Origin of the sequence: Acinetobacter sp. AHP123 (assembly GCF_023757925.1) — a bacterium.
Lineage (GTDB): Bacteria > Pseudomonadota > Gammaproteobacteria > Pseudomonadales > Moraxellaceae > Acinetobacter > Acinetobacter oleivorans.
This window is the reverse complement of sequence record NZ_CP092454.1, coordinates 1,100,202-1,122,134: the sequence shown is the minus strand read 5'-3', so window position 1 is coordinate 1,122,134 and position 21,933 is coordinate 1,100,202. Positions and strand designations below refer to the sequence as shown.

16 protein-coding genes, 2 tRNA genes and 3 rRNA genes are annotated in these 21,933 nt (G+C 41.8%); 9 read left to right on the top strand and 12 right to left on the bottom strand.

Annotated elements, in window-relative coordinates:
• Nucleotides 1–330: 330 nt before the first annotated feature.
• From MJX77_RS05345 to MJX77_RS05315, 7 genes are all read left to right on the top strand, one after another.
• A 16S ribosomal RNA gene (locus MJX77_RS05345) occupies nucleotides 331–1,868 on the top strand.
• Between the two features lie 59 nt (nucleotides 1,869–1,927).
• Nucleotides 1,928–2,004 (top strand) — tRNA-Ile (locus MJX77_RS05340).
• Between the two features lie 55 nt (nucleotides 2,005–2,059).
• Nucleotides 2,060–2,135: transfer RNA gene (locus MJX77_RS05335), tRNA-Ala, on the top strand.
• A gap of 352 nt (nucleotides 2,136–2,487) precedes the next feature.
• Nucleotides 2,488–5,380 (top strand): 23S ribosomal RNA (locus tag MJX77_RS05330).
• A gap of 179 nt (nucleotides 5,381–5,559) precedes the next feature.
• Nucleotides 5,560–5,674 (top strand): 5S ribosomal RNA (gene rrf, locus MJX77_RS05325).
• Together the 16S, 23S and 5S rRNA genes with 2 tRNA genes alongside form the textbook arrangement of a ribosomal RNA operon.
• Nucleotides 5,675–5,831: 157 nt before the next feature.
• Nucleotides 5,832–6,485: a hypothetical protein gene (locus MJX77_RS05320; RefSeq protein ID WP_252060720.1), complete on the top strand. Its 654-nt coding sequence runs from the start codon at nucleotides 5,832–5,834 to the stop codon at nucleotides 6,483–6,485.
• 29 nt (nucleotides 6,486–6,514) lie between these two features.
• The gene (locus tag MJX77_RS05315) at nucleotides 6,515–6,826 is read left to right on the top strand and encodes an ankyrin repeat domain-containing protein (RefSeq protein WP_252060719.1); all 312 of its coding nucleotides are present in this window, start codon (nucleotides 6,515–6,517) and stop codon (nucleotides 6,824–6,826) included.
• Between the two features lie 43 nt (nucleotides 6,827–6,869).
• On the opposite strand, the gene MJX77_RS05310 is transcribed toward MJX77_RS05315, so the two are convergent.
• The 5 genes from MJX77_RS05310 to ribF form a co-directional block, all read right to left on the bottom strand.
• On the bottom strand, nucleotides 6,870–7,412 hold the full coding sequence (locus tag MJX77_RS05310) for an NADPH-dependent FMN reductase (protein ID WP_252060718.1): 543 nt from the start codon (nucleotides 7,410–7,412) through the stop codon (nucleotides 6,870–6,872).
• 136 nt (nucleotides 7,413–7,548) lie between these two features.
• On the bottom strand, nucleotides 7,549–8,031 hold the full coding sequence (locus tag MJX77_RS05305; RefSeq protein WP_252060717.1) for an FKBP-type peptidyl-prolyl cis-trans isomerase: 483 nt from the start codon (nucleotides 8,029–8,031) through the stop codon (nucleotides 7,549–7,551).
• Nucleotide 8,032: 1 nt separating this feature from the next.
• Nucleotides 8,033–8,563, bottom strand: coding sequence for a signal peptidase II (lspA, locus tag MJX77_RS05300; protein WP_003655819.1), 531 nt, complete (start codon nucleotides 8,561–8,563; stop codon nucleotides 8,033–8,035).
• Nucleotides 8,556–11,393 carry an isoleucine--tRNA ligase gene (gene ileS, locus MJX77_RS05295; protein WP_252060716.1) on the bottom strand — a complete coding sequence of 946 codons (2,838 nt, stop codon included), beginning with the start codon at nucleotides 11,391–11,393 and terminating at the stop codon, nucleotides 8,556–8,558. Before ileS ends, lspA begins: the two co-directional genes overlap by 8 nt.
• 61 nt (nucleotides 11,394–11,454) lie before the next feature.
• Nucleotides 11,455–12,456 (bottom strand): bifunctional riboflavin kinase/FAD synthetase, encoded by a 1,002-nt coding sequence (ribF, locus tag MJX77_RS05290; protein WP_078225528.1) that lies wholly within the window; start codon nucleotides 12,454–12,456, stop codon nucleotides 11,455–11,457.
• Between the two features lie 207 nt (nucleotides 12,457–12,663).
• Here ribF and MJX77_RS05285 point away from each other — a divergent pair, with 207 nt between their 5' ends.
• Both MJX77_RS05285 and MJX77_RS05280 read left to right on the top strand, forming a co-directional pair.
• On the top strand, nucleotides 12,664–13,797 hold the full coding sequence (locus MJX77_RS05285) for a TDT family transporter (protein ID WP_252060715.1): 1,134 nt from the start codon (nucleotides 12,664–12,666) through the stop codon (nucleotides 13,795–13,797).
• Nucleotides 13,798–13,877: 80 nt separating this feature from the next.
• Nucleotides 13,878–14,444, top strand: coding sequence for a 5'-methylthioadenosine/S-adenosylhomocysteine nucleosidase family protein (locus tag MJX77_RS05280; protein ID WP_151768541.1), 567 nt, complete (start codon nucleotides 13,878–13,880; stop codon nucleotides 14,442–14,444).
• A 36-nt stretch (nucleotides 14,445–14,480) separates the two neighbouring features.
• On the opposite strand, the gene MJX77_RS05275 is transcribed toward MJX77_RS05280, so the two are convergent.
• The 7 genes from MJX77_RS05275 to argA form a co-directional block, all read right to left on the bottom strand.
• Nucleotides 14,481–15,101, bottom strand: a complete 621-nt coding sequence (locus MJX77_RS05275) for a TetR family transcriptional regulator C-terminal domain-containing protein (protein ID WP_013199284.1) — start codon at nucleotides 15,099–15,101, stop codon at nucleotides 14,481–14,483.
• Nucleotides 15,102–15,360: 259 nt separating this feature from the next.
• The gene (locus MJX77_RS05270) at nucleotides 15,361–16,161 is read right to left on the bottom strand and encodes an ABC transporter ATP-binding protein (RefSeq protein ID WP_005308903.1); all 801 of its coding nucleotides are present in this window, start codon (nucleotides 16,159–16,161) and stop codon (nucleotides 15,361–15,363) included.
• A gap of 13 nt (nucleotides 16,162–16,174) precedes the next feature.
• Entirely contained in the window at nucleotides 16,175–16,972 is a 798-nt protein-coding gene (gene ssuC / locus MJX77_RS05265) for an aliphatic sulfonate ABC transporter permease SsuC (protein WP_005308906.1), read from the bottom strand.
• Complete coding sequence (ssuD, locus tag MJX77_RS05260; protein ID WP_005308909.1) at nucleotides 16,969–18,144, bottom strand: FMNH2-dependent alkanesulfonate monooxygenase; 1,176 nt, start codon at nucleotides 18,142–18,144, stop codon at nucleotides 16,969–16,971. Before ssuD ends, ssuC begins: the two co-directional genes overlap by 4 nt.
• A 24-nt stretch (nucleotides 18,145–18,168) precedes the next feature.
• The gene (locus MJX77_RS05255) at nucleotides 18,169–19,152 is read right to left on the bottom strand and encodes a sulfonate ABC transporter substrate-binding protein (protein WP_252060714.1); all 984 of its coding nucleotides are present in this window, start codon (nucleotides 19,150–19,152) and stop codon (nucleotides 18,169–18,171) included.
• A gap of 72 nt (nucleotides 19,153–19,224) precedes the next feature.
• Complete coding sequence (locus MJX77_RS05250; protein ID WP_005308915.1) at nucleotides 19,225–20,193, bottom strand: sulfonate ABC transporter substrate-binding protein; 969 nt, start codon at nucleotides 20,191–20,193, stop codon at nucleotides 19,225–19,227.
• A gap of 334 nt (nucleotides 20,194–20,527) precedes the next feature.
• Nucleotides 20,528–21,883: an amino-acid N-acetyltransferase gene (gene argA / locus MJX77_RS05245; RefSeq protein WP_192836885.1), complete on the bottom strand. Its 1,356-nt coding sequence runs from the start codon at nucleotides 21,881–21,883 to the stop codon at nucleotides 20,528–20,530.
• Nucleotides 21,884–21,933 lie beyond the last annotated feature (50 nt).

The following is a 21,933-nucleotide window of genomic DNA, read 5'->3' as shown; positions in this document are numbered from 1 at the left end:
GGTCAAACACATATATTTAGAAAAGTGCTTGCGTGCCAGTTTTTTTTCCCTATAATGCACTCATCCCGACGCGATACACGAGAATATCTTAGCTTACAGGGTTAAGATGAAAACTTAGTATTGCGTTGAATTCTGTCTCTGACGAAGAGCAGAAAAATCATTAAGAGAATTGAAGAACAACTTGTGTGGATTTTTACTGATTGATCGATCGAAATATTATCATTGATTGATTGGTTTAAATTACTCGAAGTTTATTTGAGCGAAATTTAAGTCAGAAAATTGATGAGCCAGAATTGGCACCTTGTCTTTAATAAGGTGCAAAATGATTTTTAACTGAAGAGTTTGATCATGGCTCAGATTGAACGCTGGCGGCAGGCTTAACACATGCAAGTCGAGCGGAGAGAGGTAGCTTGCTACTGATCTTAGCGGCGGACGGGTGAGTAATGCTTAGGAATCTGCCTATTAGTGGGGGACAACATTTCGAAAGGAATGCTAATACCGCATACGTCCTACGGGAGAAAGCAGGGGATCTTCGGACCTTGCGCTAATAGATGAGCCTAAGTCGGATTAGCTAGTTGGTGGGGTAAAGGCCTACCAAGGCGACGATCTGTAGCGGGTCTGAGAGGATGATCCGCCACACTGGGACTGAGACACGGCCCAGACTCCTACGGGAGGCAGCAGTGGGGAATATTGGACAATGGGCGGAAGCCTGATCCAGCCATGCCGCGTGTGTGAAGAAGGCCTTATGGTTGTAAAGCACTTTAAGCGAGGAGGAGGCTACTTTAGTTAATACCTAGAGATAGTGGACGTTACTCGCAGAATAAGCACCGGCTAACTCTGTGCCAGCAGCCGCGGTAATACAGAGGGTGCAAGCGTTAATCGGATTTACTGGGCGTAAAGCGCGCGTAGGCGGCTAATTAAGTCAAATGTGAAATCCCCGAGCTTAACTTGGGAATTGCATTCGATACTGGTTAGCTAGAGTGTGGGAGAGGATGGTAGAATTCCAGGTGTAGCGGTGAAATGCGTAGAGATCTGGAGGAATACCGATGGCGAAGGCAGCCATCTGGCCTAACACTGACGCTGAGGTGCGAAAGCATGGGGAGCAAACAGGATTAGATACCCTGGTAGTCCATGCCGTAAACGATGTCTACTAGCCGTTGGGGCCTTTGAGGCTTTAGTGGCGCAGCTAACGCGATAAGTAGACCGCCTGGGGAGTACGGTCGCAAGACTAAAACTCAAATGAATTGACGGGGGCCCGCACAAGCGGTGGAGCATGTGGTTTAATTCGATGCAACGCGAAGAACCTTACCTGGCCTTGACATAGTAAGAACTTTCCAGAGATGGATTGGTGCCTTCGGGAACTTACATACAGGTGCTGCATGGCTGTCGTCAGCTCGTGTCGTGAGATGTTGGGTTAAGTCCCGCAACGAGCGCAACCCTTTTCCTTATTTGCCAGCGAGTAATGTCGGGAACTTTAAGGATACTGCCAGTGACAAACTGGAGGAAGGCGGGGACGACGTCAAGTCATCATGGCCCTTACGGCCAGGGCTACACACGTGCTACAATGGTCGGTACAAAGGGTTGCTACCTAGCGATAGGATGCTAATCTCAAAAAGCCGATCGTAGTCCGGATTGGAGTCTGCAACTCGACTCCATGAAGTCGGAATCGCTAGTAATCGCGGATCAGAATGCCGCGGTGAATACGTTCCCGGGCCTTGTACACACCGCCCGTCACACCATGGGAGTTTGTTGCACCAGAAGTAGCTAGCCTAACTGCAAAGAGGGCGGTTACCACGGTGTGGCCGATGACTGGGGTGAAGTCGTAACAAGGTAGCCGTAGGGGAACCTGCGGCTGGATCACCTCCTTAACGAAAGATTGACGATTGGTAAGAATCCACAACAAGTTGTTCTTCATAGATGTATCTGAGGGTCTGTAGCTCAGTTGGTTAGAGCACACGCTTGATAAGCGTGGGGTCACAAGTTCAAGTCTTGTCAGACCCACCATGACTTTGACTGGTTGAAGTTATAGATAAAAGATACATGACTGATGATGTAAGCTGGGGACTTAGCTTAGTTGGTAGAGCGCCTGCTTTGCACGCAGGAGGTCAGGAGTTCGACTCTCCTAGTCTCCACCAGAACTTAAGAGAAGTTCGGATTACAGAAATTAGTAAATAAAGATTTAGATCTTGGTTTATTAACTTCTGTGATTTAAGTATCACGGTATTAAGCATGACCTGACGAAGGCATGTTTATTCATTAACAGATTGGCAAAATTGAGTCTGAAATAAATTGTTCACTCAAGAGTTTAGATTAAGTAATTAATCTAGATGAATTGAGAACTAGCAAATTAACTGAATCAAGCGTTTTGGTATATGAATTTAGATTGAAGCTGTACAGTGTTTAAGTACACAGACAACAGATAGTAGCGATGAAGAATCGCACGGACAACACTCACTTGTAAGTGTTGACGACTGTTTGGGGTTGTATAGTCAAGTAATTAAGTGCATGTGGTGGATGCCTTGGCAGTCAGAGGCGATGAAAGACGTAATAGCCTGCGATAAGCTCCGGGGAGGCGGCAAATATCCTTTGATCCGGAGATTTCTGAATGGGGGAACCCACCTACTTTAAGGTAGGTATTGCAACATGAATACATAGTGTTGCAAGGCGAACGAGGGGAAGTGAAACATCTCAGTACCCTTAGGAAAAGAAATCAATTGAGATTCCCTTAGTAGCGGCGAGCGAACGGGGATCAGCCCATTAAGTTATGTGTGTTTTAGTGGAACGCTCTGGGAAGTGCGAACGTAGAGGGTGATATTCCCGTACACGAAAGGGCACACATAATGATGACGAGTAGGGCGAGGCACGTGAAACCTTGTCTGAATATGGGGGGACCATCCTCCAAGGCTAAATACTCCTGACTGACCGATAGTGAACCAGTACCGTGAGGGAAAGGCGAAAAGAACCCCTGTGAGGGGAGTGAAATAGATCCTGAAACCGCATGCATACAAGCAGTGGGAGCCGACTTGTTCGGTGACTGCGTACCTTTTGTATAATGGGTCAGCGACTTATATTCAGTAGCGAGGTTAACCGTATAGGGGAGCCGTAGAGAAATCGAGTCTTAATAGGGCGTTTAGTTGCTGGGTATAGACCCGAAACCAGGCGATCTATCCATGAGCAGGTTGAAGGTTGGGTAACACTAACTGGAGGACCGAACCCACTGTCGTTGAAAAGCCAGGGGATGACTTGTGGATAGGGGTGAAAGGCTAATCAAGCCTGGTGATAGCTGGTTCTCCCCGAAAGCTATTTAGGTAGCGCCTCGGACGAATACCATAGGGGGTAGAGCACTGTTTCGGCTAGGGGGTCATCCCGACTTACCAAACCGATGCAAACTCCGAATACCTATGAGTACTATCCGGGAGACAGACTGCGGGTGCTAACGTCCGTAGTCAAGAGGAAAACAATCCAGACCGCCAGCTAAGGCCCCAAAATCATAGTTAAGTGGGAAACGATGTGGGAAGGCATAGACAGCTAGGAGGTTGGCTTAGAAGCAGCCACCCTTTAAAGAAAGCGTAATAGCTCACTAGTCGAGTCGGCCTGCGCGGAAGATGTAACGGGGCTAAAACTATGTGCCGAAGCTGCGGATTTGACTTTTAGTCAAGTGGTAGGGGAGCGTTCTGTAAGCCGATGAAGGTGTATTGAGAAGTATGCTGGAGGTATCAGAAGTGCGAATGCTGACGTGAGTAACGACAAAACGGGTGAAAAACCCGTTCGCCGAAAGACCAAGGGTTCCAGTCCAACGTTAATCGGGGCTGGGTGAGTCGACCCCTAAGGCGAGGCCGAAAGGCGTAGTCGATGGGAAATTGGTTAATATTCCAATACTTCTGTGTAATGCGATGAGAGGACGGAGAAGGTTAAGTCAGCCTGGCGTTGGTTGTCCAGGTGGAAGGAAGTAGGCATGCATCTTAGGCAAATCCGGGGTGCTCTATGCTGAGATCTGATAGCAAGCTGTACTTGTACAGCGAAGTGGCTGATACCATGCTTCCAGGAAAAGTCTCTAAGCTTCAGTTACACAGGAATCGTACCCGAAACCGACACAGGTGGTCAGGTCGAGTAGACCAAGGCGCTTGAGAGAACTCTGCTGAAGGAACTAGGCAAAATGGTACCGTAACTTCGGGAGAAGGTACGCTGCTGACGGTGATGACCCTTGCGGTCTGAGCTATTGGCAGCCACAGAAACCAGGCCGCTGCAACTGTTTATTAAAAACATAGCACTCTGCAAACACGAAAGTGGACGTATAGGGTGTGATGCCTGCCCGGTGCTGGAAGGTTAATTGATGGGGTTAGCGTAAGCGAAGCTCTTGATCGAAGCCCCAGTAAACGGCGGCCGTAACTATAACGGTCCTAAGGTAGCGAAATTCCTTGTCGGGTAAGTTCCGACCTGCACGAATGGCATAATGATGGCGGCGCTGTCTCCAGCAGAGGCTCAGTGAAATCGAAATCGCTGTGAAGATGCAGTGTACCCGCGGCTAGACGGAAAGACCCCGTGAACCTTTACTGCAGCTTGACATTGAACTTTGACCTTACTTGTGTAGGATAGGTGGGAGGCTTTGAAGTTGGAACGCTAGTTCCAATGGAGCCGTCCTTGAAATACCACCCTGGTAATGTTGAGGTTCTAACTCTGCCCCGTAATCCGGGGCGAGGACCATGTCTGGTGGGTAGTTTGACTGGGGCGGTCTCCTCCTAAAGAGTAACGGAGGAGTACGAAGGTGCGCTCAGCGTGGTCGGAAATCACGCGTAGAGTATAAAGGCAAAAGCGCGCTTAACTGCGAGACCCACAAGTCGAGCAGGTACGAAAGTAGGTCTTAGTGATCCGGTGGTTCTGTATGGAAGGGCCATCGCTCAACGGATAAAAGGTACTCTGGGGATAACAGGCTGATACCGCCCAAGAGTTCATATCGACGGCGGTGTTTGGCACCTCGATGTCGGCTCATCTCATCCTGGGGCTGAAGCAGGTCCCAAGGGTATGGCTGTTCGCCATTTAAAGAGGTACGCGAGCTGGGTTTAGAACGTCGTGAGACAGTTCGGTCCCTATCTACCGTGGGCGCTGGAAATTTGAGAGGATCTGCTCCTAGTACGAGAGGACCAGAGTGGACGAACCTCTGGTGTACCGGTTGTGACGCCAGTCGCATCGCCGGGTAGCTATGTTCGGAAGGGATAACCGCTGAAAGCATCTAAGCGGGAAGCCTACCTCAAGATAAGATTTCCCTAGGACTTTATGTCCTCTAAAGAGCCGTTCGAGACTAGGACGTTGATAGGTTGGATGTGGAAGCATAGTGATATGTGAAGCTGACCAATACTAATTGCTCGTGAGGCTTGACTATACAACACCCAAGCAGTTGTATATAAAGCATCAATCGATTCATTAATATGCAAAGCAACTTGATTTAGTTATATGCTTAGCTAAAATGAACAAATAAAGTAAGATTCAATCAGCCCATCTGTAAAGATTTGGAAAACGCATCGGCATATTAAGACCAATGCAAGTATCCATACCAGTTGTGCTGGCGACCATAGCAAGAGTGAACCACCTGATCCCTTCCCGAACTCAGAAGTGAAACCTCTTAGCGCTGATGGTAGTGTGGGGTTTCCCATGTGAGAGTAAGTCATCGCCAGCTCATTATTCTAACACCCCGGTCTCGAAAGAAACCGGGGTGTTTCTTTATGGGAAATTAAATGGGAAAAAATAAAACTGAAAATATTATGAAAGATTCATGCTATAAATAATAAGAAAATTACATACTTAAATATACAACAGGCATAAAAGGGTGTTTCATGATGGTTGAAAAGTATGACTCAGATAATTATAGAGTGCTTTTAGATAAAAGATGGTCATTAGAAAATTTAAATGATTTTTCAAGATTATATTTGCAAAACTATGCTTTTTTATATTGTCTTGAGAATAATAAAAATAATTTAAGAGCTGTAACGCTAGCTTCTGAGTTAAACGAATATAAACTTCGTGATGGATTAACTTATGTAAATATATACTCTTTATTTGTTAGACATGTACCAGATAAAGAGAGACCTAAAGTACGTGCTATTTCATATGCATCTCCTGGATTTATAGAGTTAATTTTAAATTATGAAATAGCAATAAAAATAGCTTTGAGTATTGCTGCTTTTATTAAAGGATTAACTGCCACAGCTGAAACTTATAATAAATTACATAATATCTATCTTGAACTTGGAAGAAAAAGAAAAGAGAAGCAAAATAATTTATTGAAACTTGATGCTGAAAATATAAAACATACTCGTAAATTAAATGATGAACTTGCAAAGGGTTTTGGATTTGATAGTTTAGAAGATATGTATAAAAAAATTGGAGATGAAGAAGAAGTATCTAAATTACTAATGGCTCATTACCGCAGAATGAAGGCGATGAGTAAGTTTGTTATAGAAGGTAAGCTAAAATTTCCATTAGAATAAAAATATATATTTTGAATAAAAGGTCTATTATGAAACTTAATTCTTTCTCTTCAATACCTGAAGATGATGAAGAACTTTCTCTTCCTGAATTAATCTATTGGGCTTCTTTAGGTGATCTAGATCAGGTAGAGCAATTACTTTTAGATGGACAAGATCCTAATCAGGCAGATGATGAAGGCTATAGTGCTTTGCAAGCAGCTGCTGAAAATGATCATTTAGAGATAGTTAAACTCTTGGTAGGAAAAGGTGCTCAAGTTGCTTATAAAAGCGAATATACAGCGCTACAGCTTGCAGAAATGGCTGGTAATATAGACGTAGTAAATTATTTAAAAAGTTTATAAAAATAAAAGGCCCCTATTTTGTTTATAGAGGCCTTTTTTAAATTTAAGATAAGTGATATTTCTGTAGTTTCTCAACAATAGATTGAAGCCCTTTTACTTCAAATTCATTAGCTTCGAATTTTTCATATTTATTGCGTTTAAAGATATCTCGTATCTCTATTACAGCATTGGGATCAATGATACTTAAACTTGAGGTGACTTGACGTATTTGGCTAATAGATCGAGAACCATTCGTTGAACCATAACCAATAAATGCAGCTGGTTTACCACTCCATTCTTTGCCTACATAGTCTAGAGCATTTTTTAGAGCTGGACTGTAACCGTGATTGTATTCTGGGCTAATAAAGATAAAAGCATCTGCTTGAGCAATTTTGTCTGCCCATTCTTGTTGTTTAAATTGATCATAAATTCCGGTAGCGGGTGGATGAGATCCTGAAAATAGAGGTAAATCCCATTCTTTTAAATCGACTACTTCGGTTTGGAAATCATTTAGACCCAGTGTTGGAATTGTTGATTCTACCCAATTGGCAATTTTAATTGCTGTACGTCCTTCACGAACACTTCCCACGACAATATAGACCAGCATGTATTTTTCCCAAGGATTTTTATAGTTATAACTTAATTCATTACATGGGTAGCTGAGAATATAGAATTTGTAAGGATTCTTATGTTATGAAAAAAATTGGATAATAAAAAAGCCCTCATTGAGAGGGCTTTTTTATTTACATGAGTTTAATGCCTTGTTGGCCTTCAGGAGTAACCTTGAATATTTCTACTTCAAAGGTAATGTTTTTCCCAGCTAACGGGTGATTAAAATCAATTTCTGTAATGTCATCATTAACTGACTTCACTACACCGAATAAAGTTGTTTTTGCCTTATCTTCGAACTCAATCATATGACCAGGAATAGGGCGTTGTTCAAACTTAACTGTATCGAAAGTTTGAATATTTTCCGGATTCCATGGACCAAATGCATCTTCTGGTGGAAGATGTACTGTACGGCGGTCTCCAGCACGTAAACCAAATAATGCTTTTTCAAAGCCAGGTAGAAGATTTCCGTCACCAATAGTCAAGGTAACAGGTTCTTCACGGTTACGTGTATTATCGATTTCTACACCATTTTCAATAGCAACAGAAAAGTGTAGATCGACTTTAGAGCCGTCTGTAACACGAATTTCTTCGTTAGGTTGGATAATTTCGGTCATATTATGCATCCGAATTTTGGTTGCGTTGCTTCTCAAGGAAGAATGTATCGATGAGTAGCAAGATGGTACCTAAGGTAATGGCACTGTCCGCAATATTAAAAGCTGGAAAGTGATGATTTTGGTAATAAACATGAATGAAATCGACTACATAACCTAGGGTAATACGGTCAATTAAATTGCCTAAAGCTCCACCTAAAATTAAAGCGATGGCTACAGGTAGCACCACCATTTTTTTAGGCATACGAAGCAACCAAAATACAAAAAGGATTGAAACTAAGCCTGCTAAAGATGTGAAGAAATAGCGCTGCCATCCTCCTGCATCCGATAAAAAGCTAAAGGCTGCACCATAGTTATGTAATAGTGTCCAGTTTAAAAATGGAAGCACAGGCACTGGATCTGCGTAGTTCAGATGTGTACTTGCAATCCATTTTGTCCATTGATCCAACACAATGGCAAGGACAGAAAGTCCAAGCCAAATGAGATTGTGAGGATAAAACTGGAATAAGCCTTTTTTAGCTTGTGAATTAGGCATATTTTCTCACTTCGCCACGACCAGTGACGTTCACAATACAACGACCACATAAACCAGGATGATCGGCATGTGTATTTACATCTGGAAGGACGTGCCAGCAACGTGCGCACTTTTCACCTTCAGCTGCAGATATTTGTACACGTAAGCCTTCCATTTCAGTTGCTTCACCTTGCTCAGCAAATGGATGTACTACTACTTGAGAAGTAATAAGAACAAAACGGAGTTCATCAGCCAGTTGGTTTAAAACTGTTTGTAATGATTCATTTGCCCAAAGTTCAACTTTGGCTGAAAGATTACTGCCGACAAGTTTAGCGTTACGCGCTGCTTCAATCTGTTTATTTACTGCAGATTTTACGCTAATCAATGTTTGCCAGTCTTCTTCAGAAAGCAAGTTTGCTTTTGATGAAACAGGCAAGTCATACCATTCTGAAGTAAATACATACTTTTCAGTTTGTTCTGGAATCAGTGGCCAAGCTTCTTGAGCGGTAAAGCTTAAGATAGGGCTCATCCAACGGATAAATGCTTGAACAATATGATAAAGCGCTGTTTGTGCAGAGTGACGTGCTTGTGAGTCAGCCTTAGTCGTATATTGGCGATCTTTAATAATGTCTAGGTAGAAACCACCTAAGTCATTAATACAGAAGCTTGTTAATGCGCTACACACTACATGGAAGTTCATTTCTTCATATGCAGTGATAATAGTTTGTTGTACTTCATTCGCACGTTGCAAGATGTATTGATCTAGAGCAATAAGGTCATCTACTGCTAAAGCATCTGTGCTTGGTTTGAAACCATTTAGATTCGCAAGCAAGAAACGTAGCGTATTACGAATACGGCGGTAGCTATCACTTACACGGTTAAAGATTTCTTTAGACGCTGCAATTTCATAGCGATAGTCGCTAGAAGCTACATATAGACGTAAACCATCAGCACCAAGTTGTTTGATGATTTCTTCAAGCGGAATGTAGTTGCCTAAAGATTTCGACAACTTACGACCGTTTTCATCCACTGTAAAACCATGTGTTAACAAGGCTTTATATGGTGCACGATTGTGAATTGCCATAGACGTTAATAAAGAAGATTGGAACCAACCACGGTGTTGGTCTGAACCTTCTAAATATAAATCAGCAGGGCTTTCTAATTCTTCACGTTGCTCAAGTACAGCGTAATGTGTTGTACCAGAGTCGAACCATACATCAAGCGTATCGCGAACGGCGTTGTATTGTTCAGCATCTTCACCTATGAAGTCTTTTGCTTCACGTTTGAACCATGCTTCGATGCCTTCCAGTTCGATCAGTTGAGCAACTTCTTCGATGAGTTCAGGCGTACGAGGATGTAATTCATTCGTATCTTTATGAACGAAGAAAGGAATTGGAACACCCCAAGTACGTTGACGTGAGATACACCAATCCGGACGACCTTCAATCATTGATTCAATACGGTTTTTACCCCAGTTCGGTACAAACTCGATATCGTTTTCAATCGCGTTAAGCGCGCCTTCACGTAAGCCTTTTTGATCCATGCTAATGAACCATTGTGGTGTAGCACGGAAAATAATAGGAGTCTTATGGCGCCAGCAGTGTGGGTAGCTGTGTTTAATTGGTTGATGAGCCCATAAACGGCCTACAGCACCCAAAGCTTCAATAATTTTTGGATTGGCTTTATAGATGTGTTCACCAGCGTAGATTGGAGCAGTTGGTAAATAAACACCGTTACCACCGACTGGATTGTCTACTTTAAGGTTGTATTGAAGACCTACTTTATAGTCGTCTGCACCATGGCCAGGCGCTGTATGTACGGCACCTGTACCGCTTGTTGCAATAACGTGTTCACCCAAAATCACTGGAACTTGACGATCAGTAAGTAAAGGGTGTTGTAAAGTAAGGTTTTCAAGAGCTGAACCTGTAAAGTCAGCTAAAACAACTGGGTTTTCAAGCTTGTAACGCTCAATTGCTGAAGCAACTAAGTCTTTAGCAAGAATGAAGTTTTGCTTACCGCGCTCAGTAGACACTTGTACCAATTGATATTCAATTTCGGCATGCAATGCAACCGCTTGGTTAGCTGGTAATGTCCACGGTGTAGTCGTCCAGATCACAATATCAGTTGGATCTTGAACTTCTGCGTTTAAACGGGTACTTAAATCTTTTAGATCTACAACACCAAAACCAACATCAATTGCATCAGATTTTTTATCTTCATATTCAACTTCAGCTTCAGCAAGTGCTGAACCACAGTCCATACACCAGTTCACTGGCTTTAAGCCAGGCTGGATATGGCCATTTTTCTGGATTAAGCCTAAAGTACGAACAATATCGGCTTCTTGTTTATAGTTCATGGTGAGATAAGGATTATCCCAATCACCTAAAATACCAAGACGTTTAAAGTCAGTACGCTGTAAATCAATTTGTTTTAGAGCATATTCACGGCAGAGTTTACGGAAAGTCGCTGCGTCAACTTTTTCGCCAACTTTACCTACTTTTTCTTCAACTTTTAGCTCAATTGGCAAGCCATGACAGTCCCAACCCGGAACATAAGGTGCATCGAAACCTGCCAAAGTGCGGCTTTTTACAATCACGTCTTTGAGTACTTTATTAACTGCGTGACCTAAGTGAATTGTACCGTTCGCATATGGAGGGCCATCGTGCAAAATATATTTTTTCTTGCCAATACGCGATGCACGAATCTGCTGATAAATGTTGTCGGTATACCACTCTTCTAACCATTTCACTTCACGTACTGCCAAATTTGCTTTCATTGCAAATTGAGTATCCGGCAGGTTTAGCGTGGCTTTGTAGTCCACTGCATTCTCAGGAGTTTGCTTATCGCTCATGCAAGTTTTCATCCAGTTTAATCAGCTTGGGAGCCGACATGTTTTACAATCAAAATTCGAATTAAAAAGGAAATTGTGTCGTGTCGTTACGGTATTGTCGTAACTGCTGCACGTCATTATCAATTCCTGCCTTAAGTGCCTCAAGCGAAGGGTAGTTCAATTCACCATGAAGATAGTGAAGGAAAGTCACCCGCATAAATAAGCCATACAGATTAGCAGAAACATCAGGGAAATGTACTTCTAATCTCCACTCTGGATGTTCTTGCTGAATGGCTGGGCGTGTACCGACATGTCCTGCACCATAAAGGCTGTTTTCATGATATCCGGCAATTCCCGGTTTTTCGGGTGTATCTTGACGCACTTTTTGAGTAAGTGAGGTTGTTTCACAAATGACTTCAACACCATAAATTCCATTTAAACACGGCTTGTGGCGGTTGAGCCGAACGTTAATCGTTGGAAAATCCAGAGTTCGGCCAATTTGGTCGCCATATTGAACTCGTCCGGTGATACTGTAAGGACGGCCTAATAATTTAGCAGCTAAGGCAAGATTTCCTACCTGAAGTACTTGGCGAATACGAGTTGAACTTACGCGTTCACCTTCAAGCTCAATCGTATGTAAATTTGTGACCCCAAATCCGTAATCTTTTAAAAATTCGCTGTTTCCTTGACGGTCCTTACCGAAATGAAAGTCATCTCCTAAAACCAAAGATTGCGCGTTTAATTTATCTTTTAATAAGTCTGCAAAGGCAGACGCGCTCATACTACGGAAATGCTGATCAAATTTAGCAACTGCAATGTAATCAACCCCAAGCTCAGCTAGGTATTCAACTTTTTCTCGTAGTGAATTAATACGAGGAGGGGCATCGTAGCCTTTAAAGAATTCAAGAGGTTGTGGCTCAAAAATCATAACCAATGTTTTTAAGCCTTGTGCTGCAGCAATTTTTTTGAGTTGAGCAATCATCGCTTGGTGACCTAAATGGACACCATCAAAATTACCAATAGTTACCGCTGTTTGAGGTAACTGAAAATTGGGCGATAACGCATTAAGACGAAGCAGTTTCATGAACTTAAAATATGGCTATTTTTGCAAGGGCTATATATTGCCATAATCTCACAGATTCGTCTTGTTGTTGTGTTTTTACTCAGTTATTTTTCAACATGAATATTTGTATATCTAAAATATTGATGAATTAAATAAAAATAAATCAATTTTTCTTATTAATAGTTTGCTCTACTATATCTTTATCCACTCTTTGATTAGAGAACTAAGATGAAAAAACCCTTTTACCAATTAAATCATAGCAAAGATGTTATACGACATTTTACTCCAAATTGGTTTACAGCGACTATGGGTACTGGCGTGGTCAGTATGATTTTAATTCAGCTTCCATTTGCTCAATCATTTTTATTCACGCTAGCAACGTTGTTATGGCAATTTAATATTATTTTATTCAGCGTTTTTTCAGGTCTTTATTTATTGCGGTGGTTTCTTTTCCCTCATGAAGCGAAGCAAATATTTAACCATCCCAATATGAGCTTGTTTTTAGGCGCTATTCCGATGGGGCTCGCTACAATACTAAATGGCTTTTTAAGCTTTGGTATAGGGCTTTACGGTGAAGTTGCAATCCATATTGCTCAAGCTTTATGGTACATCGATGTCTTTTTAGCACTAGCAATTGCGTGGATCGTACCGTTTTGTATGTTTAGCCGTCAGAACCATCAGCTACATACCATGACTGCAATTTGGCTTTTACCTGTGGTTGCCTGTGAAGTAGCAGCAAGTTCTGCGGGTATGTTAGTTGCACATTTACCAGCAGATTTGCATAGCTTTCATTTATTAATGGCGGGCTACGTACTTTGGGGGATTTCTGTTTTACCCGCATTCGCTATTTTGACAATTTTAATGCTGCGTATGGCTTTACATCAGTTACCGGAAAAAGAAGTCGCAATTTCTAGCTGGTTGTCTTTAGGACCGATTGGTACAGGTGCTTTAGGTCTCTTATTGCTAGGAGAGCAGGCCCAAAGAGTAGCGCCAAATGTAGGATTTCACCAATTTGCGAATGTCTTTCAAGCTTTAGGAGTTGTGGGCAGTCTTGTGCTTTTAGGCTTCGGGTTATGGTGGCTTGGTCTTGCAATTTTAACAACGCTTCGTCACGCAAAGACAGGTATTCCATTCAATTTGGGTTGGTGGGGCTTAACCTTTCCATTAGGCGTATTTATTCTTGCACTGTTTAATTTAGGGCATCAGGTTGAAATTGTATTTTTACAATACGTTGCTGTGGCATTGAGTCTTTTATTATTGACAATGTGGGGTGTGGTAATGAAGAAAACGCTAGCAGGCGCATATAGCGGCCAACTGTTCTTTTCTCCGTGTTTAATCGCCTTACAACAAAAAATGCAGTAATGACGAAAAGGTGCAAAAAGCTTTTGCACCTGATTTATACTTATTTTCTAATTTATTTAATTTTGATTTGAGCTTTTTGAATGAACACTGATATTGCTTTAATTATGGCACTTCCTAATGAATCTAAAGGTTTGTTTGAGCAGGCAGGTGTTGAAGTCCATTACAGCGGTATTGGTAAGATTAATGCTGCCTTTAAAGCATTTGAGGTTATTCAAAAAACTGGCTGTAAAACTTTAATTAATCTTGGTACAGCTGGAAGCTCTGCATTTAATCGACATGATTTAGTCGAGGTGAAGACTTTTGTACAACGTGATATGGATGTTTCACCCCTAGGGTTTGAAGTAGGTGTAACGCCGTTAGATGATCACTTGCCAGCTGAAATTCATCTTCAATCACATTTTGCTGATTTACCAAAAGCAATTTGCGGAACTGGAGATTCATTTGAAACGGGTCAGCCAAAAGTAGCTTGTGATGTGGTGGATATGGAAGGATATGCCTTAGCCAAAGTCTGCCATAAGTTAGGTGTACGCCTGATTTCGGTGAAATATATTACTGATGGTGCAGATGACACTGCACATATAGATTGGGAAGAAAATTTATTATTAGGTGCTCAAAAACTTTTAGCGCTTTATCAAAATCACTTCTAAAAAAAGATCGGCAAATTTGCCGATCTTTTTTTGGTTTTAACGAGGCAATACGCCGTAGAGCATCAGGTGGACTGTATGCTCAATTGAGCGTTGGAACATGCTTCGGTTACGCAGTGTTTTTCCAGTCACCATTTCCATTTGGGTTGCAAAATCTGCATAGTTTTGCGTAAGGCCCCAAATGTTTAAGATCAATAATTCCGGGTCGATATCTGGTGAAATCTTTCCTTCTTCTTGCCAAGTCTGAATGACTTTGGCTTTGCGCTTAAATAGTTTTTTTAATGGTCCTTTGAGTATAGGTAAAATATGAGGAGCGCCTTGAATGATTTCTAATGCAAACAATCTAGATGCTTTCGGTTGGCTACGAGACAGTTCGATTTTTTGTATTAAATAGTGAGATAAGGCTTCGGCTGGTTCTAATTCAGCTTCTAAAGTTTGTAAGGGAGCCAACCATTTTTGTAAAACGGTTGTGAGCACTTCTACGTATAAAGACTCTTTATTTTCGTAGTAATAGAAAATATTCGACTTATGCATGTCGGCGAGTTGGGCAATTTCATCCAGACTTGCGCCAGTGAACCCATAGACTGAAAATACGTCAAGGGCGGCAGCAAGAAGCTGATTGCGCTTTTGGGTACTCTTTTTTTGTTCCATCTGCTGCATAATTAAAAAAATAATACTCCCATTGTAAGGGAAATTGTTTGATTTGTGCACAGGTGTCTTGCTTTTTTAATCAAAAAACGGCTAGTTATTTGCGTAATAGATATACTATTGTGCAAAAAATAGAGAGATTCACTAGTTTATTGTTATTCTTAAAAATATTTTTTAAATTTCGCCCTAAAAAAGAGCAATAAAACAGCAGTTTTATTGCTCGTAAATTGGGCATTTTTCGGCTGAGCATTTCTGATTATTCATCGCAATCTTAAGTTGCCAAAACTGCATCGAGTACTTGTTGTTCAAGTTGGGCAAAAGTAATGCTCTTTTTACGCGGGCGTGGAAGATTAACTTGGAAACTTTGAGCAATCTGGCCCTTATCTAATAAGATAATACGGTCAGCTAATTGCACTGCTTCACTTACATCGTGTGTGACTAAAATGGCAGTAAAACCTTGTTCTTTCCACAAGCGCTCAATCAAGCTTTGCATCTCAAGCCGAGTTAGAGCATCTAATGCACCTAAAGGCTCATCAAGCAATAAAATGCGTGGCGTATGCGATAGTGCACGTGCTAAGGCTGTACGCTGACGTTGGCCACCTGAGAGTTGAGAAGGCCATTGTCCTGATTTTTCTTTTAAACCCACTTTTTCCAGTAATTCTTCTGCTAAAGCATGTTGGGCTTTAGGTAAACCCAGTTGAACATTTTGAAGGATATTCCTCCAAGGAAGTAGGCGTGGGTCTTGGAACATTACTCGAATATCATCGTTAGTAATGCCTTCACGCAAATGTCGAGCAGATTTGAATTTGATTTCTCCAAAACTGGCTTTTTCAAGTTGAGCAATTAAACGCAGTAACGTACTTTTGCCACAACCACTTCGACCAACAATTGCTAAAAACTCACCAGGCTGGATGTGGAGGTCAAGATCTTCAAGGACCTTTACCTCGCCATAGAATTTATAAAGTTGCTCAATCAGAATCTCTGCACCTAATACAGGTTCTTGAGATTCTGTTGGTTCTTCCGGAATGAGCTGCACTTCATTCTGATTAATATTTAAATTCAGATTTGTCATGTTTTAAGCTCCCTTATTTCTGATATCCAGAGTGCCAACGTAGTAAATAGCGTTCTAAAAGCTGTGCTAAAACATCTGCCAGTTTGCCTAGTAGGGCGTAAAGAAGAATACCGACCAGAACTACATCTGTTTGTAAGAACTCACGTGCATTCATGGTCATGTAACCAATACCTGCTTGAGCTGAAATGGTTTCAGCGACAATGAGTAATACCCAAACCAAACCTAAAGCAAAGCGTAGACCTACTAAAATAGAAGGCATTGCACCTGGCAAAATAATTTCTTTGTAAAGCTGCCAGCGAGAAAGGCCATAACTTTTACCCATTTCGATCAATTGAGGGTCAACTGACCGAATACCGTGATAGGTATTAATATAAATGGGAAAGAAAACACCTACTGCTACTAAGAATAATTTCGCTGTTTCATCAATACCGAACCACAAGATTACGAGTGGAATAAGTGCTAATGCTGGGATATTACGAATCATTTGTAGCGTCGTATCGAGTAGGGTAGAGGCGAAGCGTGAGGAGCCATTAAGTAAACCTAAGAGCAGACCTAAGCCGCCGCCAACCAAAAGACCAATCAAAGCGCGACCAGCACTTACCTTAACGTGATGCCATAATTCTCCACTAACGAGGAGATGCCAAAAAGCGGAAACCACAGCAGTCGGTGCAGGCAAAATACGGTTCTCTAAAAGACCCGAACTTGAGGCAATTTGCCAAACAACCAATAGAACAATAGGGAAAATCCAAGGCAGCAAACGCTGCCCGATTTGTTTTGTTCCACGTGAAACAATACTTTCATCTTTGCTCATGCAGGCTCCTTGACGGAACTATTTTGCTTCTTCTCGTCTGGAACATAGTTATTGGCAATGATCTCACCGAATGGACCGGTTAAATTTGGCTGAGCCAGTTTGGCGCGAGTTTCGATTGGTAATAACGGGAAGACCAACTCTGCAAAACGGATTGACTCTTCAAGATGTGGATAGCCCGAGAAAATGAAAGTGTCGATACCTAAATCAGCATATTCCTGAATGCGGGCAGCAACTGTTTCTGGGTCACCTACAAGTGCTGTACCAGCACCGCCACGGACTAAACCAATGCCTGCCCAAAGGTTTGGAGATACTTCAAGTTTGTCTCGGTTACCGCCGTGTAGCGCAGCCATACGTTGTTGGCCTACAGAGTCCATCTGCGCAAATTTTTTCTGTGCTGCAGCAATAGTTGCATCATCAAGATATTGGATAAGTTCGTTCGCTGCTGCCCAAGCTTGTTCGTTGGTTTCGCGAACAATCACATGCAAGCGAATGCCGTAAGTTAATTTACGACCTTTAGCTTCAGCTTTGGCACGAACATGTTCGACTTTTTGTTTAACTGCTTCTGGTGGTTCACCCCATGTAAGGTAAGTATCGACTTGCTCAGCTGCAAGATCGACAGCGACGTCTGAAGAGCCACCGAACCAAAGTGGTGGATAAGGCTTTTGCACAGGTGGGTAAAGTAGTTTTGCATCATCTACTTGTAGGCGTTCACCGTGGAATGTAAAAGCTTCACCCGTATGTGAACGCGTCAAAATTTCACGCCAGATTTTTACATATTCATTGGCAGTTTGATAACGCGTTGAGTGATCTTCATATAAACCATCGCCGCGGAGTTCAGCCTCATCACCACCAGTCACTAGGTTGAGTAACACTCGACCATTCGACAAGCGGTCAAATGTTGCAGCCATGCGAGCTGCCAAGGCTGGTGTTGTTACCCCTGGACGTAACGCAACTAAAAATTTAAGGTGTTGAGTTGCATCAATCAGGCTAGCTGCCGTAATCCAAGGATCTTCACATGAACGACCTGTTGGAATAAGTACACCTTCATAACCCAAATTATCTACCGCTACAGCAATTTGCTTCATATAGGCATGGTCAACCTGACGAGCGCCTTTACTTGTACCTAAATAGCGACTATCACCGTGGGTAGGAATAAACCAGAAAATTTTCATGTGCATTACCTATATGTATTGAAATTACTTGGCAATCCAAACAGCTTGTTTGATGCTGATTGGTTTTGGAATGATGCCTTGTTGAGTAAAGATGTCTGCGAGTTGCTGCTGCTCAGCAATCACTTTGCTGTTCAGCGGAGCGGCTGATGAAGGACGAGGACGGCGTTTAATAAATAAGTCACTGGTCGCAGGCTTCAGTCCTGTGCTTTGGCCAATGGCTGTTGCCGTTTCTGCTTGATGGCTTTGAACCCATTTATCAGCTTGATTAATTTGTTTGATGAGTCCAGAAACAGCTTTCGGATGTTGTTTAACAAAATCTGGAGCTGCTAAATAAAATGTATAGTTCGGGCTTAAGCCTTTACCTGATGCAAGAACACGAGCTTGATCTTCTAGTTGTGCTGAAGCGAAGTAAGGGTCCCAAATGGCCCATGCATCAACAGCACCTTTTTGAAATGCTGCGCGAGCATCGGCAGGTGTAAGCCAAATCGGAGTAATGTCACTCCAGTTTAGGCCTGCTTTACGTACAGCTTGTACAAGTAAGTAATGTGAGCTCGAACCTTTTTGCAGTGCAATACGTTTGCCTTTAAGGTCTTTAAGTTGTTTTAGCTGCGAGCTCTTAGGAACTAAAATTGCTGATGCTAGTGGTTTAGCTGCTTCATAGGCAATGTAATATAAAGGCTTTCCAGCTGCTTGTGCGTAGACTGGAGGGGTGTCTCCAGTAACTCCGATATCAAGGGAACCGACAGCCAAAGCTTCTAAAATTTGTGGTCCAGCAGGAAACTCATTCCAAGTCACTTTGGCATTTGGAAATTCTTGTTCAAATAGTTTTTGCTGTTTGGCAATAGCAAAGTTAATCGAACTTTTTTGAAAACCAATACGAAGTTCTTTTACAGTTGGATCAATTGCCCAAGCTGGCGCTGCGATTGTTAAACCTAATACAGCGACTGCACTGATGCGTTTAGCGAATTGTACCCACTGACTCGTATTAAATAATGACTGATGTTGCATATCGATATCCTTGTTCCCCTTGAGGTCAGGCACAGCATTTATATGATTATTTAAGCTGTGCCCAAGCTGGGTTTATTTCAATTTTAAAATGGCATCTTGAATGGTGAGCTTGTTAGGAATGAGCTTTTGCGCATAAAAGGCATCAGCTACTTGTTGTTGTTCTTGTGCCACCTTGTCAGAGATTGGCTGAACTCCAAAACCCATACGTGAAATGGAAGTTTTGAGTACATCAAACTCAAGCGCTGTAGGTTTTTCGAGTAGCTTCGCAGCTTCATCCTGATGTGAACTCACCCATTCAGTTGTTTGGTTAAGAGTTTGAACAACTGTATTGAGAACTTTTGGATTATTTTCTGCAAATTTACGGTCAGCTAGATAGAACTGATGATTGCTTACTAAATTTTCACCAGTCGCTAAAACTCGAGCTTGAATTTGATGTTCAGCTGCTGCAAAGAACGGATCCCAAATGACCCATGCATCTACTGCACCTTTTTCAAAGGCAGCACGAGCGTCTGATGGCGGTAAATAAACTGGTTGAATATCACTTAAGCTTAAGTTGTTGGCTTCTAGAACTTTTAATAATAGATAATGAACATTCGAACCTTTATTAAGAGCAACACGTTTGCCTTTTAAATCTTTAATAGAGTGGATTGGAGAGTCTTTTTGTACCAATAATGCTTCGGCTTTTGGCGCAGCAGGTTGGTTTGCGACATAGACTAAATTTGGATTGGCAGCTTGAGCAAAAATAGGTGGTGCTTCACCTGCTTCACCGAGTGAAACGCTCCCTACATTTAAGCCTTCAAGCAATTGAGGGCCAGCAGGAAACTCGACCCATTTTACTTGCACGCCTTGTTCTTTTAGTACTTTTTCTAGGTCACCACGAGCCTTTAAAATAGGAAGAATGCCATATTTTTGATAGCCAATATTTAAAGTTGTGGTGGCCTGTTCCTCTTTTTTAGCACAACCACTTAACATCATCACTCCTGCAAGGCTGGCTGCGATGACTGAATATTTTGCCCATGAAGTGGTGTTGAAAAGTGCCATGAGATTTCGTGCTCCCCGAAAGAGAAAAAGAAAAAATAATTGGATGAGCAGATACCCTAAAGGGATTTTTATTTCAGAAAAAATAAGTATTCGGTCTTTATTTATGCAAAAAAAAGCTAAAAACAATAGACTATAAACTTATGCAAAAAAGTGATTTATCTAATAGAAATATATTTAACAAATTAGGAGTAAGTTGATGTAAATAAAATAAAAAAATATTAAAACATTAAAAATAGAGATTTAAAAAAAGTACAACCATAAATTAATAGCGTTTATGGTTGTACTTTTTTAACTAAGCTTATCTGAAATAAGAATATCTTAAAAAGAGCAAAGGCTAGGGAAGCAGTTTCTTAAAGACTAAAGAATTCCTTTGATAGTTATAGAGCGCCTGACGGGCATTAGGTAACTCATCAACGTTGACCTGATGAAAACCATGTTCCAAAAACCAGTGGGCGGTACGCGTTGTTAAAACGAATAACTGACGAATACCTTGTTCTTTGGCTTTTTCTTCAAGAAATTGCAGAATTTGGCTACCACGGTTTGATTTACGATAACTTGGATGCACTGCAACACAGGCAATTTCTGCAGAACGAGTTTCGTTAAATTCGGTTGGAATTGGATAAAGCGCAGCACACGCTAGAATCATACCGTCGCGTTCAATAACAGCGAACTGGCTGATTTCTTGCTCCAGACGTTCACGTGAACGATAAACCAAGATGCCTTCTTCTTCCAAGGGACGCAATAAATTCATTAAACCACCCACATCTTTAATATGGGCTGTACGAACTTCTTCATAATGCGCATCAGTAATCATGGTGCCTATACCATCTCGAGTAAATAACTCTTCGAGAAGGGCACCATCATAGGCATAGGAAATGAGATGAACGCGGTGTACACCTGATAAAGATGCTTTTTTTGCTTGTTGCAAATGCAGGGTTAGTGTTGGACTAATGGTTTGATATTGTTGAATATAGTAGTCCAGTTGATGTGGGCTTAATTCACGTAATATTTGTTCATTTTCATTCAGAAGACCTTGTTGCTCCCCAAGAAAAATCAGTTTATCTGCTTTTAAATAAGTTGCAGTTTTGGTCGCAACTTCTTCTGCCCGCAAGTTAAAGACTTCGCCTGTAGTGGAATAACCTGTTGGTCCCAGTAGCACAATATTATGATTATCGAGGTGTCGTTCAATTGCATCGGTGTCTATTGAACGAACTTCACCTGTAAGCTGGAAATCCATGCCATCACGAATGCCATAGGGTTTAGCAGTCACAAAATTACCTGATACGACATCGATTCGAGCGCCGTACATGGGTGAGTTTGCTAAGCCCATAGAAAGCAATGCTTCAATTTCTAGGCGAATAGAGCCTACGGCACTCATGACACAGCTTAAAGATTCGCGCGTAGTAATACGGCTGTTGTCATAAAAAGGGGTTTCAATTCCTTTCTCTTTAAGATTTTGATTAATTTGCGGACGTGCGCCGTGTACAAGAATTAAGCGAATACCCAGAGAATGAAGTAACGCGATATCATGAATGATATGTTCGAAATTAGGATGACGGACTGCTTCACCACCAAACATCAGTACGAATGTTTTATCGCGGTGAGCATTAATGTAGGGTGCTGAGTGTCGAAACCAGTGTACATAATGCTGGGGGTTATTATGCGACTTTTCTAAAGACTTGCTTGGCATACCGATCTCGAATCAACAGCAAAAAGATATAAAGATGATTCTAAACAAAA